Genomic DNA, 22,769 nt, shown 5'->3' on the forward strand with positions numbered 1-22,769 from the left:
GCCACCATGACGGCCATCGTTGATTCGTCTCAGAAAGGACGCCCCATGAAAGCCGTCGGCTACCTGCAATCCCTGCCCATTGAGCATCCCGAATCCCTGGTCGATCTCGAACTGCCCGCGCCGGCACCCGGCCCGCTGGACCTGCTGGTTCGCGTCGCGGCCGTGTCGGTCAATCCCGTCGACACCAAGGTACGACGCAACCGCGCGCCCAAGGCATCCCGGCCCGAGGTTCTTGGCTGGGACGCCGTGGGCACCGTGGAGGCGCTGGGCAAGGACGTCAGTGGCTTTGCCATCGGTGACCGCGTGTACTACGCCGGCGCCATCGATCGCCCCGGCTCCAATGCTGAGCTGCAGGTCGTCGACCACCGCATCGCGGCGCTGGCGCCAAAGAGCCTCACCGATGCGGAGGCCGCCGCCCTGCCGCTGACCGCCATCACGGCCTGGGAGCTGCTGTTCGACCGCCTCGGCGTTACCGAGGGCGGCGGCGCTGGCCAGAGCCTGCTCGTCACCGGCGCGGCCGGAGGCGTCGGTTCCATCCTCGTGCAACTGGCCCGCGAGCTGACCCAGTTGCGCGTCATCGGCACGGCCAGCCGGCCCGAAACGCAGGACTGGGTGAAGCAACTCGGCGCCCACATCGTCATCGACCACAGCCAGCCATTGCGGCCGCAACTGGTGGCCGCCGGCGTCGCAGAGGTCGAGTTCATCGCCAGCCTCACCCATACCGAGCAGCACTGGGACGCCCTCATCGATGCCGCCGCGCCCCAGGGCCGTCTGGGCCTCATCGACGACCTCTCGGGCCCCATCGATGTGATGACGCTCAAGCGCAAGGCCCTGTCCCTGCACTGGGAAATGATGTTCACGCGACCGATGTTCGGCACGGCGGACGTCGCGGAGCAGGGCCGCCTGCTGGCGCGCATCGCCGCCCTGGTCGACGCGGGTCGTGTGCGCACCACGGTCAGCGAGCAGCTGCGCCCGATCAATGCGGCGAACCTGCGGCGGGCGCATGAACTCGTCGAATCGGGCCGCATGCGCGGCAAGATCGTCCTCAGCGGCTTCTGAGCCGCGTCGGACAGGGGCGGGCCCGCGCTGCGCCCTTGTCTGACGCCTGACCCCTGCCAGCCTGCCTAGGCTGGGGACATTGCGATCTTGACGCGGAACTGGTCGACAGCCCATGTCCACTCGTCGCTTGGACGTCACTGCACCCGTCGTTATCGCCACGGCTGCCTGGTCCATCCCGGCCAAGGTGGCGGCGGCCTTTCCGGCGGAGGGCTCGCAGCTGGAGCGTTATGCCGCCGTCATGAACGGCGTCGAGATCAATTCCTCCTTTTACCGCCCGCATCGGCCGCAGACTTATGAGCGCTGGGCCGCCAGCACACCCGAGCACTTCCGCTTCGCCGTCAAGCTCCCGAAGCAGATCTCGCATGAGGCGCGGCTCGAAGGCGTGCAGGAACTGCTGGTGCGCTTTGCCGGCGAAGCCGGTGCCCTGGGCCAGAAATGGGCCGTGCTGCTCGTGCAGTTGCCGCCATCCCTGCATTTCGACGCCAGCGTGGTCGGCCGCTTCTTCAAGCATGTGCATGCGGTGTTCGGTGGCAGCATCGTCTGCGAGCCGCGCCATCTGAGCTGGTTCTCACTCGAGGCAGAGAAATTGCTGCGCGATCACGAGGTGGCGCGTGCTGCGGTCGACCMGGCCAAATGGCCCGGTTCCAGCGAGCCGGGCGGGTGGCCGGGCATGCGCTATTTCCGCTGGCATGGCTCGCCGCGCATCTACTGGTCACCCTATGAAGAGGCCTGGTTGCAGGAGCGCGCCGAGGCGCTGCCGCGAGACGTGCCCTGCTGGTGCGTCTTCGACAACACGGCGTCCGGTGCGGCGCTGCAGGATGCGCTGCGGCTTCAGGCCCTGCTGTGAACCCGGCTCACCACTTGCAGCCCTTGCCGCGCGCCGCGTCCACGGCCAGCGGCAGGGCGGCCAGGATGCCAGCGTTCGCGTAGGCCTTGCGGCAGTCCTTGTTGGCAGCGTCTTCGATGGACTGCTCGAGCTTGGACTTGCGCTCCGGTGGTTGCGGCAGCATGTCGACCAGGCCCGGGCCGCGGCGGGCGGCAATGTCACCGCGCGGCAGTGACAGGTTCAGCGGCGCGCGCGGTGCGCTGGCCGCGGCCGACGGCGGCATGGGCAGGTCGGGGCCCAGGCGTGAGCCGGCATCGGGCGAGCCTGCCGCAGCTTTGGGTGCGGCATAAGGGCTGGCGTTGGGATCGCCTTTCGCCGGGCCGGCCGGGGCGTTGACCTCGCCGGGCACGTTGCCTGACAGCTCGTTCAGCGCCGACGCGCCAGGTGCGGCCGCGGCGGTTCGCGGGGTGGCGGTGCTTTGCAGCGGCGTGACTGCAGCACCGCCATCGGCCGACTCCAGGCGGCGCACCGGTGCCGGCAGGTCCTGGCTGTTCAGCGCCGGCGCCGTGGCCGTGGCGGCTGCCGCTGGTGCGCGCAGTTCGCTGGAGCGCGTCAGCGGCGTGACGGCGCCGCCTTCGGCTGTCGGCGCCTCCAGCCGCTGTACGGCGGAGGGCAGGGCGGTGCTCGGTTCAGGCTGGGCGACGGTGCTCGGCGGCGCGGCACGCAGCTCGGCAGCGCGTGGCGGTGCCCGGCTCACACCCGCCTCGGCTGGCGCCTCGAGGCGGCGCACCGGGGCCGGCAGCTCGACGCTCGGCGTGGCGGTGGTGGCCGGCGCAGGCGCAGCACGCAGCTCAGCCGGCCGGGGCAAGGCGGCCGCAGGGGCGGCGGGTGCAGCCTCCAGGCGGCGCACCGCCGAGGGCAGATCGGCAGGCAGGGTGGGCAGTTCGGTCGGGCGGCTCGGCGCACGCAGGCTGGTGGCGGAGGGCAATGGCGCCACGGCAGCCTCGGGCCTGGCTTCCAGGCGGCCAACGGCGGCGGGCAGTTCCGCCGAGGGCGTTTGCAGCGGCGCGGTGCGCGGCGGTGCACTGAGGTTCTCGCGCTCCACGGGTTTGAAGCCTTCGGGCAGCTCCAGCGTCGCCGCGCTGGGCGGTGCGGGCGAGGGCTCCTCGGTACGGGCGGCTTCGGGTGGCACTTCCTGCGGGTTCGCGCGGCCCAGCCTGGCGGCGCCAGCTTCGGTAACGGCGGGCGTTGGCCCACGCTGTCCGCCGGAGTCGGCCGTGCTGCTGTCGCTCGGCGGCGCGCCGGCTTGGCTGCCGCTGCGGCCCAGCAGCTTGACGGTCAGGCTGCCCCAGACACCCTGGCCCGGGGCGGCCGTGCCGCTGGCGTTGCCGAAGACGAGCACCAGCCACACATGCAGCAGCACCGCCAGCAGCAGGCAGCGCTGCAGCTGCTTGGGGTCGGGCGGCAAACGGCGGGGAAGGGCGACGGCGGCAGTCACTGCGGGCGCATTTTGGCCCGGCGCCGCGCCCGGGTTGTTACCAGCTCCGGCGATCAGAAGATGGTTTGTGCGAAGGTGTCACGACCGGCGGCCTTGGCGCGGTACAGGGCCCGGTCAGCGCGCTCGAGAAGGTCGTCGGCACCGTCGCCCACGCCGCCCCAGCAGGCCATGCCGACGCTGGTCGTCACGAGGATCTCGCCGCCGGCGGGCAGTGGCATCGGCGGGCGGATGGCATCGACGAGCTTGGCCGCCACGTGCGACGCCTCGGCATCGCTCAGCAGGCCTTCCAGGATGACGACGAACTCGTCGCCGGCCAGGCGCGCCGCGGTGTCGGTGCTGCGCACGGCGCCGCGGATGCGCGTGGCAAATTCCTTGAGCACGGCATCACCGGCGGCATGGCCATGGCCGTCGTTGATGCGCTTGAAGTGGTCGATGTCCATGAAGATCAAGGCCAGGGCCTTCTGGCCGCGGCGGGCGCGCGCCAGCGCCAGGGCCAGCCTTTCCTCGAACTCGCGGCGGTTGGGCAGGCGGGTCAGCGGATCGATGCGGGCCAGTTCATGCAACCGGCGCTCGATGTCCTTGGTGGCCGTGATGTCGGTGGACAGGGTGTAGACGCCGGCGACGTTGCCGTCGGCGCGCCGGTCGGGGATGTAGACGGTGTGAAGGTACCGGGTCAGGCCCAGGGCCTGGGACGCGACCTCAAATTCAACGCGTTCGCCGCGCAGCGCCTGCTCCAGGGCCGGCTGGCGCTGGGCATAGAGCTCGGGACCGATCAGCGCCTTCAGGTGGCTGCCGACGGCCAGTTCGGGGGCCACGCCCATCCATTCCTCGAAGGTCTTGTTGACGAAGGTCAGGCGTTGGTTACGGTCGATATAGGAGATCAGCACCGGCAGGTTGTCGGCGATGGCCTTGAGGTGGGCCTGGGCGTCGCCGAGACGCTGGGCGGCGAGCTTGCGGTCGGTGATGTCGAAGGTCACCGCGAAGACGCCGACGACCTGACCGTCGGGGTCGAACTCCGGCACGTAGGTCTGCTGGTATTGGCGGGCCTGGCCAACACTGGGGCCGGTCTCGGATTCGAAGACGACGGTCTGGCCCGCCATGGCCTTGGCCAGCCAGGGGCGCACCTGCGCGACGTAGTCCGCGTCACGCACTTCGTCAATGCGCCGGCCGAGCAGTTGCTCGGGATCGAGTTTGAGCAGGGTCTCGAACTGGCGGTTGGCGAACAGATAGCGGCCGTCGGCATCCAGGTGGGAGATCAGGGCCGGCAGGTTGTCGGTGATGGAGCGCAGGCGCCGCTCGCTGCGCTCCTGCTTCAACTGGGCACTGCGCAGGGCCGTGATGTCGAAGGTCATCAGATAGAAGCCGCTGACGGCATCGGTCTGCGCGTCGCGCATGGGCACGAGGTGGATCTGGAAATAGCCAGTGCCGTCGCGCCAGGGCAGCGAGCCCTCGAAAGTCTGGCGCTGGCCTTGCAGCACGGCCTTCACATGGGGCTCGTGCAGGGCATAGCTGGCCTCGCCCAGGCCGTCGCGCATGGGCAGGCCGATGGCCTTGTCACGATCGAGGCCGTGCACCTTGAGGGCCAGGTCATTGGCAAAGACGCAGCGCTCCTGGGCATCGAAGACGCCGACCATGGCGGGGATGGCGTTGGTCACGTCGCGCATGCGCTGCTCGCTGGCGGCGAGCTGGCGGGCGGCGGCCTTGCGCTGGCTGACGTCGCGCACAAAGGCATGTGCCGCGTAGCCGTCGCCCACGGCCATCGCGGCAACGGAAAGCTCCACGTCCAGCAGCCGGCCGTCGCGGTGCTGGGCCATGAGCTCGACGCGCTGGTTGACGACGCGGCCCTGGCCGGTGTGCCGGAAGCGTGCCATGCCGGCCTCGTGGGCGGCGCGTGACTCGGGCGGGATGATGAGTTCGGAAACGCGCTGGCCCCTCGCCTCGGCCGCCGTGTAGCCGAACAGGCGCTCGGCCTGCAGGTTCCAGTCGGTGATGAGGCCTTCGCTGTCCAGGCCGATGAAGGCGTCGCTGGAGTGGTCGAGGATGGCGCGGCAGCGCGCCTGCTCGCCGGCCAGCTGTTTCACCAAGGGCCGCACGTGCTGCCTGAGCACCCAGGTGCCCATCAGAGTCAGCACCGTCAGCAGCAGGGCCAGCCAGCCCAGGCGCTGGCGGATGACGGCGAAGACGGCGTCGATGTCGGCCTTGACGACCATCGCCAGGCCGGTGCGCCCAAGCGGCACATAGGCCGCGACGACCGGCACGCCGCGCAGGTCGGGCGTCAGCATGACGCCCGTCTCGCCGAGCAGGGCGCGGTTGATCGGCAGGTTGACGTTGCCGCTCGCGTCGAACATCGGGATGGTGAAGGCCTTCGGGTAGAGCTTGGACGGCACACAGGACGCGACCTTGTCGATGCGGTTGCAGATCAGCACGTCGGAGGAGGCGTCGGTATCGCGGATGCGCATGACCAGGCGGTCCATCAATGGCAGGCGCTGCTCACTCTGGAAGCGGCCCACCACCTCGCCCTTGTCCATGATCGGAACGTCGGTTGCAAGCAGGAAACCGCTGGTCCAGGCGAGACGACCCGTGGCGGCGTAGTCGCGAGCCAGCGCCAGCGACGGCGTGCCCGCCTGGGCAGCGAAGGCGCCGGCCTCGGCCAGCGGCGCGCCGGCGGCGTCGACGAAGCGCGCCGCGGTGACGCCGGCCGTCAGCAGGCTGCGGGTGATGTTGCCCAGGCGCTCGCGCCGGGCGGTGTCGGCCGGGCTGCTGGCCAGCGCCGCGAGTTGCTCGATGACGACGGGGCGGGTGGCGATGGTCTGCGCAAGCCAGACGCCGCCGTCGACGGCGCTGACCAGTGCCTCGGCGGTGAGCACTGCCGTGGAGCGCACGTCCTCCTTGCGCGTGTGCTCGAATTCCGATTCCAGCGCTGCGAAGCCGCCCGCACCGGCCGCCACGGCGACCAGGGCCAGCACGGCCAGCGAGCGCCGCGTGATGCGCTGCTCATGCAGGTCGATGCGCTCACGCAGGTCGCTCCAGCTCAGGCGCAACTCCCAGATCGACAGGGCCAGCAGCGCCAGGCCAGCGGCCGTCGGCAGCGTCAGGCGGTTGTATGAACCCCAGTGGTAGAGCTGCTCCAGATTCAGCAGATAGCCCAGGATGCCAAGGAGGGCGATGCAGGCCGCGACGATGATGCCAACCGCGCTCAAACGCCGGGCCAGCGTTCGTGGCGGGCCGGCCAGCAGGCCCTGGCAGGCGAACAGCAGCAGCAGGGCCACGCAGCCATTGGGTGAGATGCGGCCGGGGTGAGGGTTCAGCGCCGTTGGCAGCACGCCGGGGCGGGTGATGTCGATACCCAGGGACAGGCCCCCCACGGCCTCGATGAGCATCAAGGCTGGCAACACGGCCATCAGCAGTGCCATGCCCTGCACGGCGCGCTTGGCAGCAGCGCTTGGCGCTTGCCCGCTGCGCCAGCCGGCCATGACCCAGGCCGTGGCGCCGCCGAGCAGCAGCAGCACCGACGACACGATGCCGATCTCGGCCAGCCCGGGCAGGAAACTGCCGACATCCAGTTGCAGGCACCAGCGCACCGCGACAAAACCGGCCAGGAGCATGCAGGCCAGCGCGGTCCAGCGGGCGGTCGACAGGCGAGGCAAGGGTGTCATCGGGCAGCGAAAAGCGGCGGTGCCCGCCTGTATATCAGCTTGAGCGGCGCCTGGGTCAGGGCCAGCGGCTCAATTCGTGGTGGACGGGCGGGAGCCAGTCACCGCTGGCCGTGAAGCTGCGCTCGATGACGTGGGTAGTACCGTTGGCCTCACGGATCAGCACGGTCGCGCAGCGCGTGCCGTAGACAGCCCTGTCAGGCCGCGCCGGATCGGGCATGCGCACGAAGCGGGGCGACAGCAGGCGTTCGCGAGCCACGCCGACGCCGGTGTCGGGAAGTGCCGCGTCCGGAGCCGGCGTGGCGTCGGTCAGCGCGGCGAAGAGCCGGCTTGCCAGTTGCTGCGCCGAGGTTGAGCTGTCGAGCGCCTCGGCCAGCGCTTCCGACAGGCCCAAGGTCTTGGGCCAGGGCGTGTCAAGCGAGGCATTCGATAGCGCGTGGATGCCGGGCCGCAGTTCAAGCGGCGCGGAGGCACGGTTGCTGATCCAGTGCCAGGCGTTGCGGGCCAGATCGGCAGTGACGAGATTGAAGCCGTTGTAGCCCTGTGCCAGCCCGGCCGCGAAATCGTCAGCGTCGCTGGACGAGCCAAGCCAGTCAACGACCAGGGCGCCGCGCGACGGCGCATCGGCGACTTGCCGTCCGGGCTCGCGCACATTGGTCAGCAGCGCGAGACGCCCGGCGCGCGTCAGGCCAAACCAGGTGCCGCCGGCACTGAGATCGCGGCCGGCGAGGATGTCGGGCCGATCCGGCCACCATGCCATGGGCGCCGCAGCGCGAGCGAAAAACTCGTCGCGGTTGGCGGCGATGACGAGGGGGAAGCGCGGGTGGGCGTTCAGCGCGAACGCAGCGAGGCACATGGCCGCGTCAGCACTCGACGATATTGACCGCTAGGCCGCCGCGGGCCGTTTCCTTGTACTTGGTCATCATGTCGGCGCCGGTGTCGCGCATGGTCTTGATGACCTTGTCCAGGCTGACGAAGTGGGTACCGTCGCCGCGCAGCGCCATGCGCGCCGCGTTGATGGCCTTGACCGACGCGATCGCGTTGCGCTCAATGCAGGGAATCTGCACCAGGCCGCCGACCGGATCGCAGGTCAGGCCCAAGTGGTGCTCCATGCCGATCTCGGCGGCGTTCTCGACCTGCTCGGGCGTGCCGCCCATCACCTGGCAGAGGGCCCCTGCAGCCATCGAACAGGCCACGCCGACCTCGCCCTGGCAGCCGACCTCGGCACCGCTGATGGAGGCGTTTTCCTTGTAGAGGATGCCGATGGCTGCGGCGGTCAGCAGGAAGTCGACGACGCCGCGTTCATTGGCATGGTGCACGAAGCGCGTGTAGTAGTGCAGCACCGCGGGCACGATGCCGGCGGCGCCGTTGGTAGGCGCCGTGACGACGCGGCCACCGGCTGCGTTCTCTTCGTTGACCGCCAGCGCGTAGAGGTTGACCCAGTCCATCACCTGCAGTGGGTCGCGCAGCGCGGCCTCGGGGTTGGCTGTCAGGTCGCGGTGCAGCTGGGCCGCGCGGCGCTTGACCTTGAAGCCGCCGGGCAGGATGCCCTCGGTCTTGCAGCCGCGCGTGACGCAGGCCTGCATGACGCCCCAGATCTTCATCAGGCCGGCGTCGATCTCGGCCTCGGTGCGCCAATGGCATTCGTTGCGGCGCATCAGCTCGGCGATGGAGATGCCGTGGCGCTTGGTCAGCTCCAGCAGCTCGTCGCCGGACTTGAAGGGGTAGGGCAGCACGGTGGTGTCTGGCGCGATGACCTTCTGCTTGCTGCCGTCGGCCGCCACCTCGTCGCTGACGACAAAACCGCCGCCGACGGAGTAGTAGACGCGGTTGGCGATTTCGTTGCCATCCGCGTCGAAGGCGATGCAGCGCATGCCGTTGGCGTGGAAGGGCAGCGTCTCGCGGCGCTTGAAGACCAGGTCCTTGGCTTCGTCGAAGACGACCTGGTGCTGGCCGAGCAGGTTCAAGTCGCCTGCGCGGATGGTGTCCATCAAGGCCGGGATGGCCTCGATGTCCACTGCGTCAGGCTCATGCCCGGCCAGGCCCAGCAGCACCGCCTTGTCGCTGCCGTGGCCCTTGCCGGTGGCGCCCAGGCTGCCGTACAGGATGACCTGCACGCGCGCCACCTTGTCGAGCAGGCCGTCGTGTTGCAGCCGCAGGCCGAAAAGCCGCGCCGCGCGCATCGGCCCGACCGTGTGCGAGCTGCTCGGGCCGATGCCGATCTTGAAGAGGTCGAAGACGGAGACTGCCATGGGAGGCCTTTCGGGCAATGAGTGGAAGCCTCTCAGCGAAGCGGGTGCGGGCGCTGCCTACACTCCCGCCCCATGCTGAAGAGGTGTTTGGGTGGGCGCCAGCAAGCCTGGCGGTGGTGGGTGGCGGGGATGTTGTGGCTGCTGTCGGGCGTCGCCTGGGCGGGTGGTGTCGACCTGCAGGCCCTGCCGGCCGATGGGCTGGCGCTGGGGCCGCACTGGGAGCTGTTGCAGGACCCGGACCGCAAGCTGGATCTGGCGGCCGCAGCCCGTCGCGACTGGCAGCCCAGCACGGCCGGCGGCGAGGCCGTGTCGTTCGGCTACACCGGGGCCGCGGTCTGGCTGCGCCTGCCGCTGCGCAACGGCGGCAGCCAGCCGGTGCAGGCCATGCTGGACATCAGCTATCCGCTGCTGCAATACCTCGACGTGATCCTGCTCGCGCCGGACGGCACCGCCGTCCGGCATGAGCTCGGCTACCAGCGCCCCTTTGCGCAGCGGCTCTGGCCGGGTGGCAACTTCGCGGTGCCGGTCACGCTGGCCCCGGGCGAGACCCGAACGCTGGTGCTGCGGGTGGCGTCCGCGAATTCGCTGATCGTGCCGGCCCGACTGTGGCGCGCCGACGCCTTCCCGCACTTCGACCAGCGCCGGCTGGCCGTGCAGATGCTGTACTTCGGGCTGGCGCTGGCCGTGGGCCTCTACAACCTGGTGATCTTCCTGCTGCTGCGCGACGCGTCGTTCGGTTGGTACGTGCTGTTCGCCGGCAGCATCGCGGCGTCGCTGGCTTGCTTCACCGGCATCGGCACCAACTTCCTTTGGCCGGATGCCCCCTTCTGGCAGCAGCGCGGCGTCAACGTGCCCGGCTCGGTGGCGGCCATCGCGCTGATGATGTTCTCGCGCCGCATGCTGCGCACGCCGCAGACCATGCCGCGGCTGGACCTCGGGCTGCGTGCGCTGATCGCGCTGAATGTGCTGCTCATCCCGTTGCTGATGGGCTGGTTCGCGCAGACGGCGCCGTTCTGGGCCGTCTGCAGCGCCACGACCGCCGCGCTGCTGCTGGCCTGCGGCATCACCGGCACGTTGCAGCGCCAGCGCAGTGCCTACTTCTTCGTCGTGGCCTTCAGCGTGCTGCTGGTGGCCGTGCTGCTGGGCCATATGCGCAACCTGGGCGTGCTGCCCAGCAACCTGATCACCAGCGCCGGCACCCAGGCCGGCTCGGCGGTCGACCTGCTGCTGCTGTCGCTTGCACTGGCCGACCGCTACGCGCGCATGCGTGCCGACAAGGAGCAGGCCCAGGCGCGCGCGCTGCAGGCCGAGCAGGCCCGCGTGCAGGCATTGACCGACAGCGAACGCGTGCTGGAGGCGCGCGTGCTGGAGCGCACCGCGGCGCTGGAGGCCGCCAACCGGCAGCTCGAGCTGATGAGCCAGACCGACGGCCTGACCGGGCTGGCCAACCGCCGGCATTTCGATGCGGTGCTGGCTGCTGAATGGGCGCGCGCCCAGCGGGCCGGCCAGCCGCTCGGCCTGGGGCTGCTCGACGCCGACCTGTTCAAGGCCTACAACGACAGCATGGGTCATGTCGCCGGCGACGACTGCCTGCGCCAGATTGCGGCGGTGCTGACCGACACCATCGGCCGCCGCAGCGGCGAGCTGGTAGCCCGCTATGGCGGCGAGGAGTTCGCCTTCATCGTGCCCGGCGCCGGCGCCATGCAGATGCAGGCGCTGGGCGAGCGCATCGTCGCCGCGCTGCGAATGCGGGCGCTGCCGCACCCGGCCAGCCCGACCGGGCATGTCACGGCCAGCATTGGGCTGGCAGCCGAAGTGCCCGGCACAGATCGTCGCCCCGAGCTGTTGGTGCAGACCGCCGATACGGCCCTCTATGCCGCCAAGGCGGCTGGGCGTGATCGGGTGCAGCTGGCGCACGAGGGCTAGAACCGGTACCGGGATGTCGTCTGTTTTCCGATACCAGCGAACCCGCATGGCCTGAGCCTCAGGCCTCTTCGTACTCGCTCAGCGGCACGCAGCTGCAGAACAGGTTGCGGTCGCCCCACACGTTGTCCACGCGGCCCACCGGCGACCAGTACTTCTGGCGGCGCAGCGACGGCAGGGGGAAGGCGGCGGCTTCGCGGCTGTAGCCGTGGGTCCAGTCGGTGGCGCTGACGACCATCGAGGTGTGCGGCGCGTTGACCAGCGGGTTGTCCTCGCGGCTGACCTTGCCGGACTCGACGTCGGCGATCTCCTGGCGGATCTGGATCATCGCGTCGATGAAACGGTCCAGCTCGGCGCGGGACTCGCTCTCGGTCGGCTCGACCATCAGCGTGCCGGCCACGGGGAAGCTCAGCGTCGGCGCATGGAAGCCGTAGTCGATGAGGCGCTTAGCCACGTCCTCTGCGCTGACGCCGGAGCTGTCCTTCAGCGGACGCAGGTCCAGGATGCACTCGTGGGCCACGCCGCCGCCCTTGACGCCGTCGATGTTGCCGCTGAAGTGGATGTCGTAGTGGTCCGACAGGCGGGCCGCCACGTAGTTGGCGGACAGGATGGCCACCTCGGTGGCCTTCTTCAGGCCCTCGGCACCCATCATGCGGATGTACATCCACGAGATCGGCAGCACGGCCGCGTTGCCCAGCGGTGCGGCGGAGACGGCGCCGATGTTGGTGGCCTTGCCCAGGCCCGCCGTGCGGTGCGCGGGCAGGAAGGGCACGAGGTCTTCGACGACGCAGACCGGGCCGACGCCCGGGCCGCCACCGCCGTGCGGGATGCAGAAGGTCTTGTGCAGGTTCAGGTGGCTGACGTCGCCGCCGAACTCGCCGGGTGCCGCCACGCCAACCAGCGCATTCATGTTGGCGCCGTCCACGTAGACGCGGCCGCCGTGGGTCTTCACCATCGCGCAGATTTCCTTCACGTGCGTGTCGAACACGCCATACGTGGAGGGGTAGGTGATCATGATGGCGGCGAGCTTGGCGGCGTGCTGTTCGCACTTGGCCTTCAGGTCGACCAGGTCGATATTGCCTTCCTTGTCGCACTTGGTGACGACGACTTGCATGCCCACCATCTGGGCCGACGCCGGGTTGGTGCCGTGTGCGGATTCGGGGATCAGGCAGACGTTGCGCTGGTGGTCGCCACGCGACTCATGCCAGGCCTTGATGGCCAAGAGGCCGGCGTACTCGCCCTGCGAGCCGGCATTGGGCTGCAGGCTGATGCCGGCGTAGCCCGTGCACTCGGTCAGCCAGTTCTGCAGCAGCTGGTCCAGCTCGGTGTAGCCGGCCAGTTGGTCTTGCGGCGCGAAGGGGTGCACGCCCGCGAACTCCGGCCAGGTGATGGGGATCATCTCGGCCGTGGCGTTGAGCTTCATCGTGCAGGAGCCCAGCGGGATCATGCTGCGGTCCAGCGCCAGGTCCTTGTCCGAGAGGCTGCGGATGTAGCGCAGCATCTCGGTTTCGCTGTGGTGGGTGTTGAAGACCGGGTGGGTCAGGTAGGCGCTGCTGCGGCGCAACTGCGTCGGGATCAGGCTGTCGACGCCGGCGGCGAACTCGGTGACGGTCGGCACGGCCGCACCAGCGGGTGCAAACCAGCTCCAGATGGCCTCGATGTCGGCGCGCGTCGTCGTCTCGTCCAGCGCGATGCTGACGTGCTTGTCGCTGATCTTGCGCAGGTTGGCTTGCGCGGCCACGGCCTTGGCCATGACCGGGGCGGGATCGCACTCGACCAGCAGCGTGTCGAACACATGCGGCGTGACGACCTTGGCGCCCATGCGGGTCAGGCCAGCGTGCAGGATGGCCGTGTAGCTGGCCACGCGTTCGGCGATGCGCTTGAGGCCTTGCGGGCCGTGATAGACCGCGTACATGCTGGCCACGACGGCCGGCAGCACTTGCGCCGTGCAGATGTTGGAGGTGGCCTTCTCGCGGCGGATGTGCTGCTCGCGGGTCTGCAGGGCCAGGCGCATGGCGGGGTGGCCTTGCGCGTCCTTGCTCACGCCGACGAGGCGGCCCGGCATGGAGCGCTTGAACTCGTCCTTGCAGGCCAGGAAGGCCGCGTGCGGGCCGCCGGCGCCCATGGGCATGCCGAAGCGCTGGCTGTTGCCAGCGACGATGTCGGCGCCGAACTCGCCGGGCGAGACCAGCAGCGTCAGCGCGAGCAGGTCGGTGCAGACGATGAAGGCGGCCTGCTTGGCATGAGCCTGGTCGGCAAACACCTTCAGGTCGTGGATGAGGCCCGTAGTGCTGGGGTACTGGCAGACGACGGCGAAGTAGTCGTTCTCGGCCATCAGCGCGGGCGCCATGCCGACCTTCACCTCGATGCCCAACGGCGCGCAACGCGTCTGGATGACTTCGATGGTCTGCGGGTGCACGTCGCCGGCGACGATGAGGGTGTTGCTCTTGCTCTTTACGCCGCGCTTGGCCAGCGTGACGGCTTCTGCGGCCGAGGTGGCCTCGTCCAGCATGGAGCCGTTGGCGATGTCCATGCCGGTCAGGTCCGTCACCATCGTCTGGAAGTTCAGGATGGCTTCCATGCGGCCCTGCGAGATCTCGGCCTGGTAGGGCGTGTAGGCCGTGTACCAGGCGGGGTTCTCGAGGATGTTGCGCAGGATGACGCCCGGCGTGTGGGTGCCGTAGTAGCCCTGGCCGATGAAGCTCTTGTAGACCTTGTTCTTGCCGGCGATGAGCTTCAGCTCGGCCAGCGCGCCGGCCTCGGTGATGGGCGCGGGCAGCTTCATGCCCTGGGCGCGGCGGATGGATTTCGGCACGACCGCGTCGATCAGCGCGGTCCGGCTGGCCACGCCGACGGCGGCACACATCAGGGATTCATCGACGGCATCCGGCCCGATGTGGCGGGCGTGGAATTCGGAGGCGTCTTCGAGATGGGAGAGCGGCGTCGGCATGGCGGGTCTTACTTCGAGGATTTACAGAGTCTTGAGCAGGGCGTCGTAGGCGGTCGAGTCCATCAGGGCATCGAGCTGGCTGGGATTGCTCAGCTTGACCTTGAAGAACCAGCCGGCCTTGAGCGGGTCGGTGTTGGCAAGCGCCGGGTCGTCGCGCAGCGCTTCGTTCACTTCGACGACTTCGCCGTCCACGGGCATGTAGACGTCGGCCGCGGCCTTGACGGATTCGACGACGCCGGCGACTTCCTTCTCGGCATAGGTCTTGCCGACTTCAGGCAGGTCCACGAAGACCACGTCGCCCAGCGCGTCCTGCGCGTGCACGGTGATGCCGACCGTCGCCGTGCCGTCGCCGTGGACGTCAAGCCATTCGTGATCGGGGGTGTACTTGATGCTCATCGTTCAGGCTCCGAGAGGTTTAGCCGCGGTAGTAGCGGTTGGGGGTGAAGGGGGTAGCGGAAACAACCATGGGCGTGCGCTTGTCGCGCACGATGGCGAAGACTTCGGTGCCAACGGCGGTGTGGGCCTTGTCAAGATAGGCCAGCGCCACCGGCTGGTTGACCGTGGGGCCGAGTGTGCCGCTGGTGACGACGCCGATCTCGGTGCCCTCTAGAGTGACGATCTTGGCGCCCTCGCGCACGGGCATGCGCTCCTTGCCGACCAGGCCGACGCGCTTGCGGGCCGCGCCGTTGGCGAGTTGTTCGTCGATGACAGCAGCGCCCGGATAGCCACCGGCACGAGCACCACCGGCGCGGCGCACCTTCTGGATGGCCCAGGTGATGGCCGCTTCGACCGGCGTGGTCGTCTCGTTGATGTCGTGGCCGTAGAGGCACAGGCCGGCTTCCAGGCGCAACGAGTCGCGCGCGCCCAGGCCGATGGGCTTGACCTCGGGTTGCGCCAGCAGCTTGCGGGCGAAGGCGATCGCGTGATCCTGGTGGACCGAGATTTCGAAGCCATCCTCGCCGGTGTAGCCCGAGCGGGTCAGGAAGAAGTCAATGCCGTCGACATAGAAGAAGCCGCCGGTCATGAAGGTCAGCTTTTCGACACCGGGAATCAGGCGGCTGAGCGCGTCGACGGCCAGCGGGCCTTGCAGCGCCAGCAGCGCGCGCTCAGGCACGGGAATGACCTCGCAGCGCGAGCCGATGTGCTTTTGCATGTGAGCAATGTCCTGCTCCTTGCAGCCGGCGTTGACGACGACGAACAGGTCGTCGGGGCGCTTGCAGACCATCAGGTCGTCCAGCAGGCCGCCCTGGTCGTTCGTGAAGAGGGCGTAACGCTGCTTGAAGACGCCGAGGTCGACGATATCGACCGGCACCAGGGTCTCGAGCGCAGCGGCGGCATCCGAGCCGACCAGGCGCACCTGGCCCATGTGCGACACATCGAACAGGCCGGCGGCCGCTCGCGTGTGCTTGTGCTCGGCCATCACGCCGGCGGGGTATTGCACCGGCATGTCGTAGCCGGCGAAGGGCACCATCTTGGCGCCGAGTTCGACGTGAAGGGCGTGCAGGGGCGTTTGCAGCAAAGAGGACATCAAGAGCTCCGACGGAATTCGGGATTGGATGTCCTCGCTGTCCCTGGTACCTGAGAGATTGACAAGGCGGTGTGCAGTCCCGCGCAAGCTTGCCCCTTCGGTGAGCCGGCTCCAGGGCCGGCTTCTCTCCAGTGAGGAACGTCGGGAGTGTCTGCCACTGGTGGCGCCCACTCAAGACGTTTGTCAGTCCTTTTGCCTGAGCGTTCGGATCGCTAGACCCTGCGCCTTCGGCGGCCCCCAACTTCAGCGGGGCGCTCTCCTGACGAGTGAGGATTCTATGCACATCTAGGGGGCTGTCCGCGCAAGCAGCTAGGGGCAGACTCGCGGCCATCATTTATGAGGAGCCGCCATGTTGCCCATCCGCGCCGCGCTTGCCCTAGCGATTGCCTCCTTGGCGGCCCCCGCCGGAGCCGTCACCAGTGTCACGGTGCAGCTGGGTGTGAACCCGAATTTCTTCGGCGGCACCGGCCCGGTGAATACCTTGCTGACCCAGCCCAGCACCGCTGAATTGAGCAGCGGCCTCGTGACCGGCGGCTTCAATTCCAGCGGCGCCGCCCATGCCTTCGCACAGGCCGGCACCCTGAAGATGGACGGCACCTCGACGGGCAGCCTGAACAGCCTGGCCCGGGCCATCTTCCGCGACGATTTCAAGCTGGATTTGGCCGGGGTTGCCGCGGGCACCCAGGTGGTCGTGCAATTCGATCTGCTGCTGAGTGGCAGCTTCAGTGTCGGCGCGTCCAATGAGGCTGCGGCGAACTGGCAGGTGCGCGCCGACGTGGGTGGTGGCGCCTTCGACCTGGGTGCTGGGGGGCATCTGTACAACAACTCCCCGACGCTGGCCATCCACGGCTATGTGGGTGACCCTGTCGGCACTTTGCACGGCACGGCCACCATCAACACCGGCCAGATGCTGCCCCTGTATGTGGAGCTGGAAGCGTCGGCCCAGACCGCATACAACGGTCAGGGCGGCGCCTTGGCCACGGCGGCTTTCGACCTGGGGCACACGCTGCGCTGGGGCGGCATGACGGTTTCGCTCAACGGTGTGCCGCAGAGCCAGGTGACGCTGACCTCGGGCTCGGGATTCAACTATCTGCAGGCAGCGCCGGTGCCCGAACCGGGCACCGGCCTCCTCATCGGGCTGGGCGCCGCCTTCCTGCTCTGGCGGCGCCGCGTGGCTTAGTCGCCCATATGGCCCGACTCCAGGGCCTCCGCGTCGATGGGCATGGTCTGGCCATCGGCGCCCTCGAAGAACAGCGGCTTGCGCGCCTTGGCGACGGGCGCGACCTGGTTCATCGTCATTGCGTCGAACAGGCGGCCGTTCTGCATGACCTGGGCGATGCGGTCCGACTGACGGATGTCGGCCAGCGGGTTGCCGTTGATGACGACCAGGTCGGCCAGCTTGCCGGGCTCCAGCGAACCCAGATCCTTCTCGAAGCCGAAGTTGCGCGCCGGGTTGATGGTGGCGGTGCGCAGGGCTTCATGCGGCGTCATGCCGCCCATGACGAACATCCACATCTCCCAGTGCGTGCCCAGGCCTTCGCGCTGGCCGTGGGCGCCGATGGAGGTGTTGACGCCAGCGCGTGACAGCGCGGTCGCGGTGCGGGCCACGCGGATGATGTTGAAGTCCTCTTCGGGCGCGGTCTCGCGGCGGACCGAGCGCGGCTCCAGCACCGTGCGCGGCACGTAGCGGCTCAGCAGCGGGTGCTTCCAGACGTCGGTGCGGGCGTACCAATAGTGCTCGCCGTCCAGGCCGCCGTAGCCGACGTTCAGCGTCGGCGTGTAGCCCACTGCCGTCTGGCTCCACAGCTGCTTCACGTCATCCCAGACCTCGGCGACGGGCAGCGCATGCTCCACCGTCGTGTGGCCGTCGACGATCATGCTCATGTTCAGCTGAAATAGCGAGCCGCCTTCGGGCACCACCATCATGCCGGTCTGGCGTGCTGCCTCCAGCACCTGCTGGCGCTGGTCGCGGCGCGGCTGCTGGTAGCTCTTGACGCTGATGGCGCCTTCGGCCTTCTGGCGGTTCAGATGGGTCAGCGCCTCGTCCAGGCTGTTGACATTGGAATAGAAGGGCGTGCGGGCGCCGTAGAGGATGGTGCCGGTCGAGTAGATGCGCGGGCCCAGCACGAGGCCGGCGCGCTGCATCTCGGCCTGCGTGAAGATGGCCGAGCTGAGGTTGGACGGGTCGTGCAGCGTCGTCACGCCGAAGGCCAGCGAGGCGAGGTTGACCCAGCTCTGCTGCGGGATCAGGCCCGAGTCGTTCATGGAACCATGCCAGTGGGCATCGATGAAGCCGGGCACGATGGTCTTGCCGCTGGCGTCGATGCGCTTGGCGTCCGCGGGAATCGCGACGTCCTTGCCGACCGCCACGATGCGGTTGCCGTCGACCAGGACGGTGCCGCCCTCGACGACTTCATCCCCCTTCATCGTCACGATGCGGGCGCCCGTCAGCGCGATCTTGCCGCTGGGCTTGTCGCTGGCCTGCTCGAAGCCGATCTTCTGGCTGGTTGCCTTGTCCTTCCCTTCGGCGTTCGCGGTGAAGAGCTCATCTCCCAGCGTGAAATGCAGCTTCTTGCTGTCGCCGCTCCAGTGCAGCGCCGAGCCGGCGTTCACGTCGAGCTGGCGCACCGGCAGCGCGTCCATCTTGGCGCCGACGGTGATGGTCTTGCCGGACTGGCCCTGCACGTTCGGCAGCGGCGTTACGTAGGCGTGGTATCGCTCCACGAAGCCCAGCCACTGGCCGTCGGGTGACACGCTGTACTCGGCCGCCGCGTCGCTGCGCGCCACCTCGGTCTCGCTATGGTCGCGCAGGTTCAGTCGGGTCAGCGAGAAGCGCTGCTCGACCTCGCTCGTGCTGCTCGTCTTCGTGAAGAAGAGCTCGTCGCTCTTCGCACCGAACTGCGCGCCGCTGCCCTCCTTGGCTATCCGCTCGGGCTTGCCCGAGCCATCGGCCACGGCGAGGTAGAGGCCGGTGTCCAGGCTGTGCCAGGGGCTGGTCAGGCCGCCGCCCTTGACCTTGCGGTAGACCACCTGCCTGCCGTCCGGCGACAGGCGCGGCTCCAGGTATTTGCCCGGCTCCTTGACGAGGACGGTTTCCTTGCCGGAGGCGATGTCCAGGCGGCGGATAGCTCCCTGGGTGTCGTCGCGCCAGGTGGCGTAGACCAGGCTCTTGCCGTCGCGCGCCCAGCTGGGGGCGAATTCAAACGACTCGTCCTGCCTGGTCAGCCGGCGCGGTGTGCCGTCAGGCAGATCCTTGACGTAGAGCGAGCCCAGCGCCGAGTAGACGACGCGCTTGCCGTCCGGCGAGACCTGCGCACCGCGCAACTGGTGCACGGCGAACTTCGCCGGGGCCACGTCCTGCGCAAAGCGCATCGGCTCGCGCAGCTCGCGCGTGTCCTTCACGTGGAAGGGAATGTCGGCAGCCGTGCCCTTGAAGGGGTCGACGCGCCAGATCTTGCCCTCGGCCCAGACGACCATCTCCTTGGAGCCAGGCATCCACGCGAAGCTGGGGTAGACGCCCCACATCGCCCAGATCTCCTGCAGGTCGCGTGACAGGCCACTCCAGGCCGGGCGCTCGACACCGGTGCTCAGGTCCTTCAGGAACAGCGTGCTCTGGTTGCGCACGCGGCGCACGAAGGCCAGGTATTTGCCATCCGGCGAGGGCGTGGGCCGCACCGCGCCACCAGGGCCTTGAACGAAGGCCTCGACCGACCCGTCGCCCAGGTCCTGGCGGAAGATCTTGTAGATCTCGCCATTGCTGTCCTTGTTGTATTCGAAGGTCTTTCCGGGTGTCGTGTCCTGCGAGTAGTAGAGGTACTTGCCGTCCGGCGACACGGCCGGCTCGCCGAGGTCCTTCTGCCAGTTGGGCTTCTCGTTGAGCTGCACGCCCTTGTTCTTGGCCGCGTCGCCATCGACGTGGAAGAGCCAGATCTCGCCCGAGCCCGCGCTGCGCGTGCCGGTGTAGTGCTTGCGCGCCAGCAGGTATTTGCCGTTCGGGTGCCAGACAGGGTTGTTCAGCAGGCGGAAGTCTTCCTTGGTGACGGCGCGGGCGCCGCTGCCGTCCACGTTCATGACCCAGATGTTGTCGCCGCCGCCGGCGTCGCTGAGGAAGGCGATCTGCTTGCCGTCCGGCGAGAAGCGGGCCTGGTGTTCCCAGGCGATGGAGTGGGTCAGCGACTTGGCCTCGCCGCCGCCGATCGGCAGCGTGTACAGGTCACCCAGCAGGTCGAACACGATCGTCTTGCCGTCGGGGCTGACGTCCACGCTCATCCAGGTGCCGGTCTTCACATCGATGCTGGCCGTCCTGGCCACGCCGGGCGGCGTGTTGACATTCCAGACCGCGGACGCGGCCGGCGCGGCAGGCTTGGGTGCTTCTTGCGCGTTCGCGGCCAGGGCTGCGGCCAGCAGCAGGGCGGGGGCGGCGTTCAGACGATGCATGGAGGCGGGTGTTGGGAAGACCAAAACCTTCGATGCTAGCGAAGGGTGGCTTGCCCGCCCGTTCGTCACGCCCCAGCCAAGGCCAGGGCTTCTGCGAGGTTCAGGGTTTGCCCGGAGGCCCAGGCCAGCTTGGCGCCGTCACGGCTGAGTTGGGCGCCGGCCAGGCGGCGCACACGCGCCAGCGCGCGGGCTTCACGCGAGCCCAGGGCGCCCAGATGGCGCTGCCAGTACTGCTCGGCAAAGGCCGCCAGCTGCAGCGCCTGCTCGGGGTGGCGCAGCCGTGCCAGCGGCCGGGGGAAGAGCTGCAGCGTCAGGGCCCGCGCGTGCAGATGCTGACGCCCATGCGCGATGCGCAAGGCCTGGCGAGCCGCCGCGAGCATGGCCGGCCAGTCGCGGCGGGCTTCGTGGACCATGGCGAGCGAGATGGCCGCGTCGAGCTGGCCCACGCCGTCGCCGTCGGCCTCGGCCAGCCGCTGGCAGGCGGTGATCCAGCCCAGCGCGGTGGCGATGTCGCCCAGCTCGATCAGGCACTGGGCGCGGTTGCGCAGCCTTGCGGCGGCCTGACGCGAGTGGCCGACCGCCTCCCACAGCTCCTGGGCGCGGGCGTACAGCGCCTCGGCCTGCGCGGGCTGGCCACGCGACACGGCGATGGCGGCCAGTTGCTGCCAGGCACGTGCCTCGGTGGCCACGTCGCCGACGCGCCGGGCCAGGCCGATAGCTTCTTCAAGCGGGCGGGTCTGGCCCTGCTCGCGGTTGTCGCCGGCCAGCAGCACCCAGGCACGGCGCACCAGAGCCGGTGCGCGGGCGACGGGGTCGCTGCCAGCCAGTTGCAGCGCACGCTCGGCCTCGGCCAGCGCGAGGGCGCGGTCGCCGTGTGTGAAGGCCAGTTGCGCGCGCAGCTCATGGCCGGCGGAGCAGGGTGCGAGTTGCAGCAGCAGGCCGAGCTGGTCCACCAGCGTGCGGTCCACGCCGTCGCTTTCCCAGCAGGGGCGCATGGCCAGTGCCAGGCGCAGGCCGGTGGCCGCGTCACTGTCGTCCGCCGCGCTGGCCACAAGGGCGCGAGCCTGCTCGCGCCGTGGCGCCCAGGCCGTGATGGGCGCCTGCAGGCCCAGCGCCAGCGCCCAGTCGCACAGCGCCGCGCGCAGCTTGCGGCGCGCTTGGCGCTGCTCGGCCGCGTCCACGTGCGCCAGCACGCCGCGGCGCAGCAGCTCCAGCATGCGGTAGCGCGGCTCGGCGTCGCCGCCGGCCTGCAGCAAGGAATGGCCGACCAGTTCACTCAGCAGTGCCGGTGTGCCGCCGAGGGCTTCGACGTCGGCCCAGGCGAAAGCACCGGACAGGGCGGCCAGGCGCTGCAGCAGGGCGCGCGGCTCGGGGCCGAGCAGGGCCAGGCTCCAGTCCAGCAGGCCCGCCACCGAGGCGTGGCGGGGCGCTCGCGTCGGGCTCGCGAGCCAGGCAGGCAGTGGCGCGGCCTGCGTGCCGAGGCCGCGCCACTGCGCCAGCATCTGGGCCGGCGAAAAACTGCGCACGCGCGCGGCCGCCAGCTCCAGCGCCAGCGGCAGGCCCTCAAGCTCGCGGATCAGTTCGGTCAGCGCGGCCTGGTTGTCGCGGCTGGCATGGAAGTCGGCCCGCACGGCGCGGGCTCGGTCGATGAAGAGGGCCTCGGCGGTGTCCTGGGCCGAATTGTCAGCACTTGCGAGCGGCGCCACATCGACGAGGGTTTCGCCGTCCACCTCCAGCGCATGCCGGGACGTGACGAGCAGGCACAGCGTGGGCGCCTGCGCCAGCAGCCGCTGCACGGCCTGGGCGACGACGCCGAGGGCCTGCTCGGCGTTGTCCAGCACCAGCAACCGAAGGCCACCGGGGTCTTGCAGCGCAGCCTCGATGGCCGGCCAGCCGCCGCCGCGCGTGACGGTCAGGGCGCGCTCGAGCGCTGCCACCAGGCCGGCCTCGTCGCGCACCTCGGCCAGGGCCGCCATGCCGCAGCTCCAGTCGTGCTCGCCGAACTGCAGCCAGGCCAGCTCCACCGCGAGCCGGGTCTTGCCCACGCCGCCCGGGCCGACGAGCGTCAGCAGGCGCAGCTGGGGCAGCCGCACGGCCAGCGCTTCGAGCCGGCCAGGCGGCGCGAAATAGCGCGTCAGGTAGCGCGGCAGGCTGGTCGCGAACGAGGGCAGGGCGGGAGCGTGCACGAACTCGAGCACCGGCTGCGGCTGCGGGGGCAGATCGTCGGCCAGCGCCGCCAGCCGATGCCGCTCGGCGACGACCCAGTCGTCGAAATGGCCAGGCAGCAGCTCACCGCCATAGTGGGACGGGTTGCGAGTCGCCTCGAAGTCCTGCACGTCGGACGAGAGCGAACCGGGCAACAGCGAGATCTGCAGACGGTCGGCGTTGAAGAGCGGTGCTTCGTCGGTTTCGAGCAGGGCACGCAGCGTGGACAGGGTCTGGCGCAGCCGGTTGCGGCCGACGTCCAGTTCGACACCCGGCCACAGCAGTTCGACAAGTTCCTCGCGCGGATGCTGGCGCCTGGGCGCCAGCGCGAGGCGGGCCAGCAGCAGCACGCTGGCGCGGCTGGGCAGGCGCGTCAGCTCGACGCGGCCGGCCCGCTCGATCTCAAAACCACCGAGCAGGCGCAGACGGAGCATGGGT

At 69.4% G+C, this 22,769-nt stretch carries 13 protein-coding genes and 2 riboswitches; of the genes, 4 read left to right on the forward strand and 9 right to left on the reverse strand.

Features of this window, described 5'->3' with window-relative positions; translation table 11 throughout:
• The first annotated feature begins 45 nt into the window (after window positions 1-45).
• Window positions 46-1,059, forward strand: coding sequence for a zinc-binding alcohol dehydrogenase family protein (locus AC1DW0_RS07595; protein WP_477945288.1), 1,014 nt, complete (start codon window positions 46-48; stop codon window positions 1,057-1,059).
• Between the two features lie 112 nt (window positions 1,060-1,171).
• Window positions 1,172-1,906: a DUF72 domain-containing protein gene (locus tag AC1DW0_RS07600; RefSeq protein ID WP_477945289.1), complete on the forward strand. Its 735-nt coding sequence runs from the start codon at window positions 1,172-1,174 to the stop codon at window positions 1,904-1,906.
• Window positions 1,907-1,913: 7 nt separating this feature from the next.
• Here the strand turns inward: AC1DW0_RS07600 and AC1DW0_RS07605 are convergent, their stop codons facing one another.
• Genes AC1DW0_RS07605 through AC1DW0_RS07620 form a run of 4 tightly spaced genes read right to left on the reverse strand, consistent with a single transcriptional unit; the run spans window position 1,914 to window position 9,288 of the window.
• Entirely contained in the window at window positions 1,914-3,383 is a 1,470-nt protein-coding gene (locus AC1DW0_RS07605; protein WP_477945290.1) for a hypothetical protein, read from the reverse strand.
• 53 nt (window positions 3,384-3,436) lie between these two features.
• Window positions 3,437-7,039 carry a PAS domain-containing protein gene (locus tag AC1DW0_RS07610; RefSeq protein WP_477945291.1) on the reverse strand — a complete coding sequence of 1,201 codons (3,603 nt, stop codon included), beginning with the start codon at window positions 7,037-7,039 and terminating at the stop codon, window positions 3,437-3,439.
• A 55-nt stretch (window positions 7,040-7,094) separates the two neighbouring features.
• On the reverse strand, window positions 7,095-7,892 hold the full coding sequence (locus tag AC1DW0_RS07615; protein WP_477945292.1) for an NRDE family protein: 798 nt from the start codon (window positions 7,890-7,892) through the stop codon (window positions 7,095-7,097).
• A gap of 7 nt (window positions 7,893-7,899) precedes the next feature.
• Window positions 7,900-9,288, reverse strand: a complete 1,389-nt coding sequence (locus AC1DW0_RS07620; protein ID WP_477945293.1) for an L-serine ammonia-lyase — start codon at window positions 9,286-9,288, stop codon at window positions 7,900-7,902.
• 72 nt (window positions 9,289-9,360) lie between these two features.
• Between AC1DW0_RS07620 and AC1DW0_RS07625 the strand changes: the two genes are divergently transcribed.
• Window positions 9,361-11,214, forward strand: coding sequence for a sensor domain-containing diguanylate cyclase (locus tag AC1DW0_RS07625; protein ID WP_477945294.1), 1,854 nt, complete (start codon window positions 9,361-9,363; stop codon window positions 11,212-11,214).
• A 58-nt stretch (window positions 11,215-11,272) separates the two neighbouring features.
• Here AC1DW0_RS07625 and gcvP read toward each other — a convergent pair whose 3' ends face one another.
• The 3 genes from gcvP to gcvT are packed head-to-tail and all read right to left on the reverse strand — an operon-like array spanning window position 11,273 to window position 15,689.
• Window positions 11,273-14,161, reverse strand: coding sequence for an aminomethyl-transferring glycine dehydrogenase (gcvP, locus tag AC1DW0_RS07630; protein WP_477945295.1), 2,889 nt, complete (start codon window positions 14,159-14,161; stop codon window positions 11,273-11,275).
• A gap of 21 nt (window positions 14,162-14,182) precedes the next feature.
• Window positions 14,183-14,557 carry a glycine cleavage system protein GcvH gene (gene gcvH / locus AC1DW0_RS07635; protein ID WP_056197006.1) on the reverse strand — a complete coding sequence of 125 codons (375 nt, stop codon included), beginning with the start codon at window positions 14,555-14,557 and terminating at the stop codon, window positions 14,183-14,185.
• A 19-nt stretch (window positions 14,558-14,576) separates the two neighbouring features.
• Window positions 14,577-15,689 (reverse strand): glycine cleavage system aminomethyltransferase GcvT, encoded by a 1,113-nt coding sequence (gene gcvT / locus AC1DW0_RS07640; protein WP_477945296.1) that lies wholly within the window; start codon window positions 15,687-15,689, stop codon window positions 14,577-14,579.
• Window positions 15,690-15,716: 27 nt separating this feature from the next.
• Window positions 15,717-15,831: riboswitch (glycine riboswitch) on the reverse strand.
• 32 nt (window positions 15,832-15,863) lie between these two features.
• A riboswitch (glycine riboswitch) is annotated at window positions 15,864-15,961 on the reverse strand.
• A 77-nt stretch (window positions 15,962-16,038) separates the two neighbouring features.
• Here gcvT and AC1DW0_RS07645 point away from each other — a divergent pair.
• The gene (locus AC1DW0_RS07645) at window positions 16,039-16,869 is read left to right on the forward strand and encodes a PEP-CTERM sorting domain-containing protein (RefSeq protein ID WP_477945297.1); all 831 of its coding nucleotides are present in this window, start codon (window positions 16,039-16,041) and stop codon (window positions 16,867-16,869) included.
• On the opposite strand, the gene AC1DW0_RS07650 is transcribed toward AC1DW0_RS07645, so the two are convergent.
• Complete coding sequence (locus tag AC1DW0_RS07650; protein ID WP_477945298.1) at window positions 16,866-20,126, reverse strand: amidohydrolase family protein; 3,261 nt, start codon at window positions 20,124-20,126, stop codon at window positions 16,866-16,868. The two genes, AC1DW0_RS07645 and AC1DW0_RS07650, sit on opposite strands and share 4 nt — an antisense overlap.
• A 65-nt stretch (window positions 20,127-20,191) precedes the next feature.
• A complete protein-coding gene (locus AC1DW0_RS07655; protein ID WP_477945299.1) occupies window positions 20,192-22,765 on the reverse strand; it encodes an ATP-binding protein in 2,574 nt (857 codons plus the stop codon).
• Window positions 22,766-22,769 lie beyond the last annotated feature (4 nt).

Source organism: Roseateles sp. P4_D2 (genome assembly GCF_056401875.1).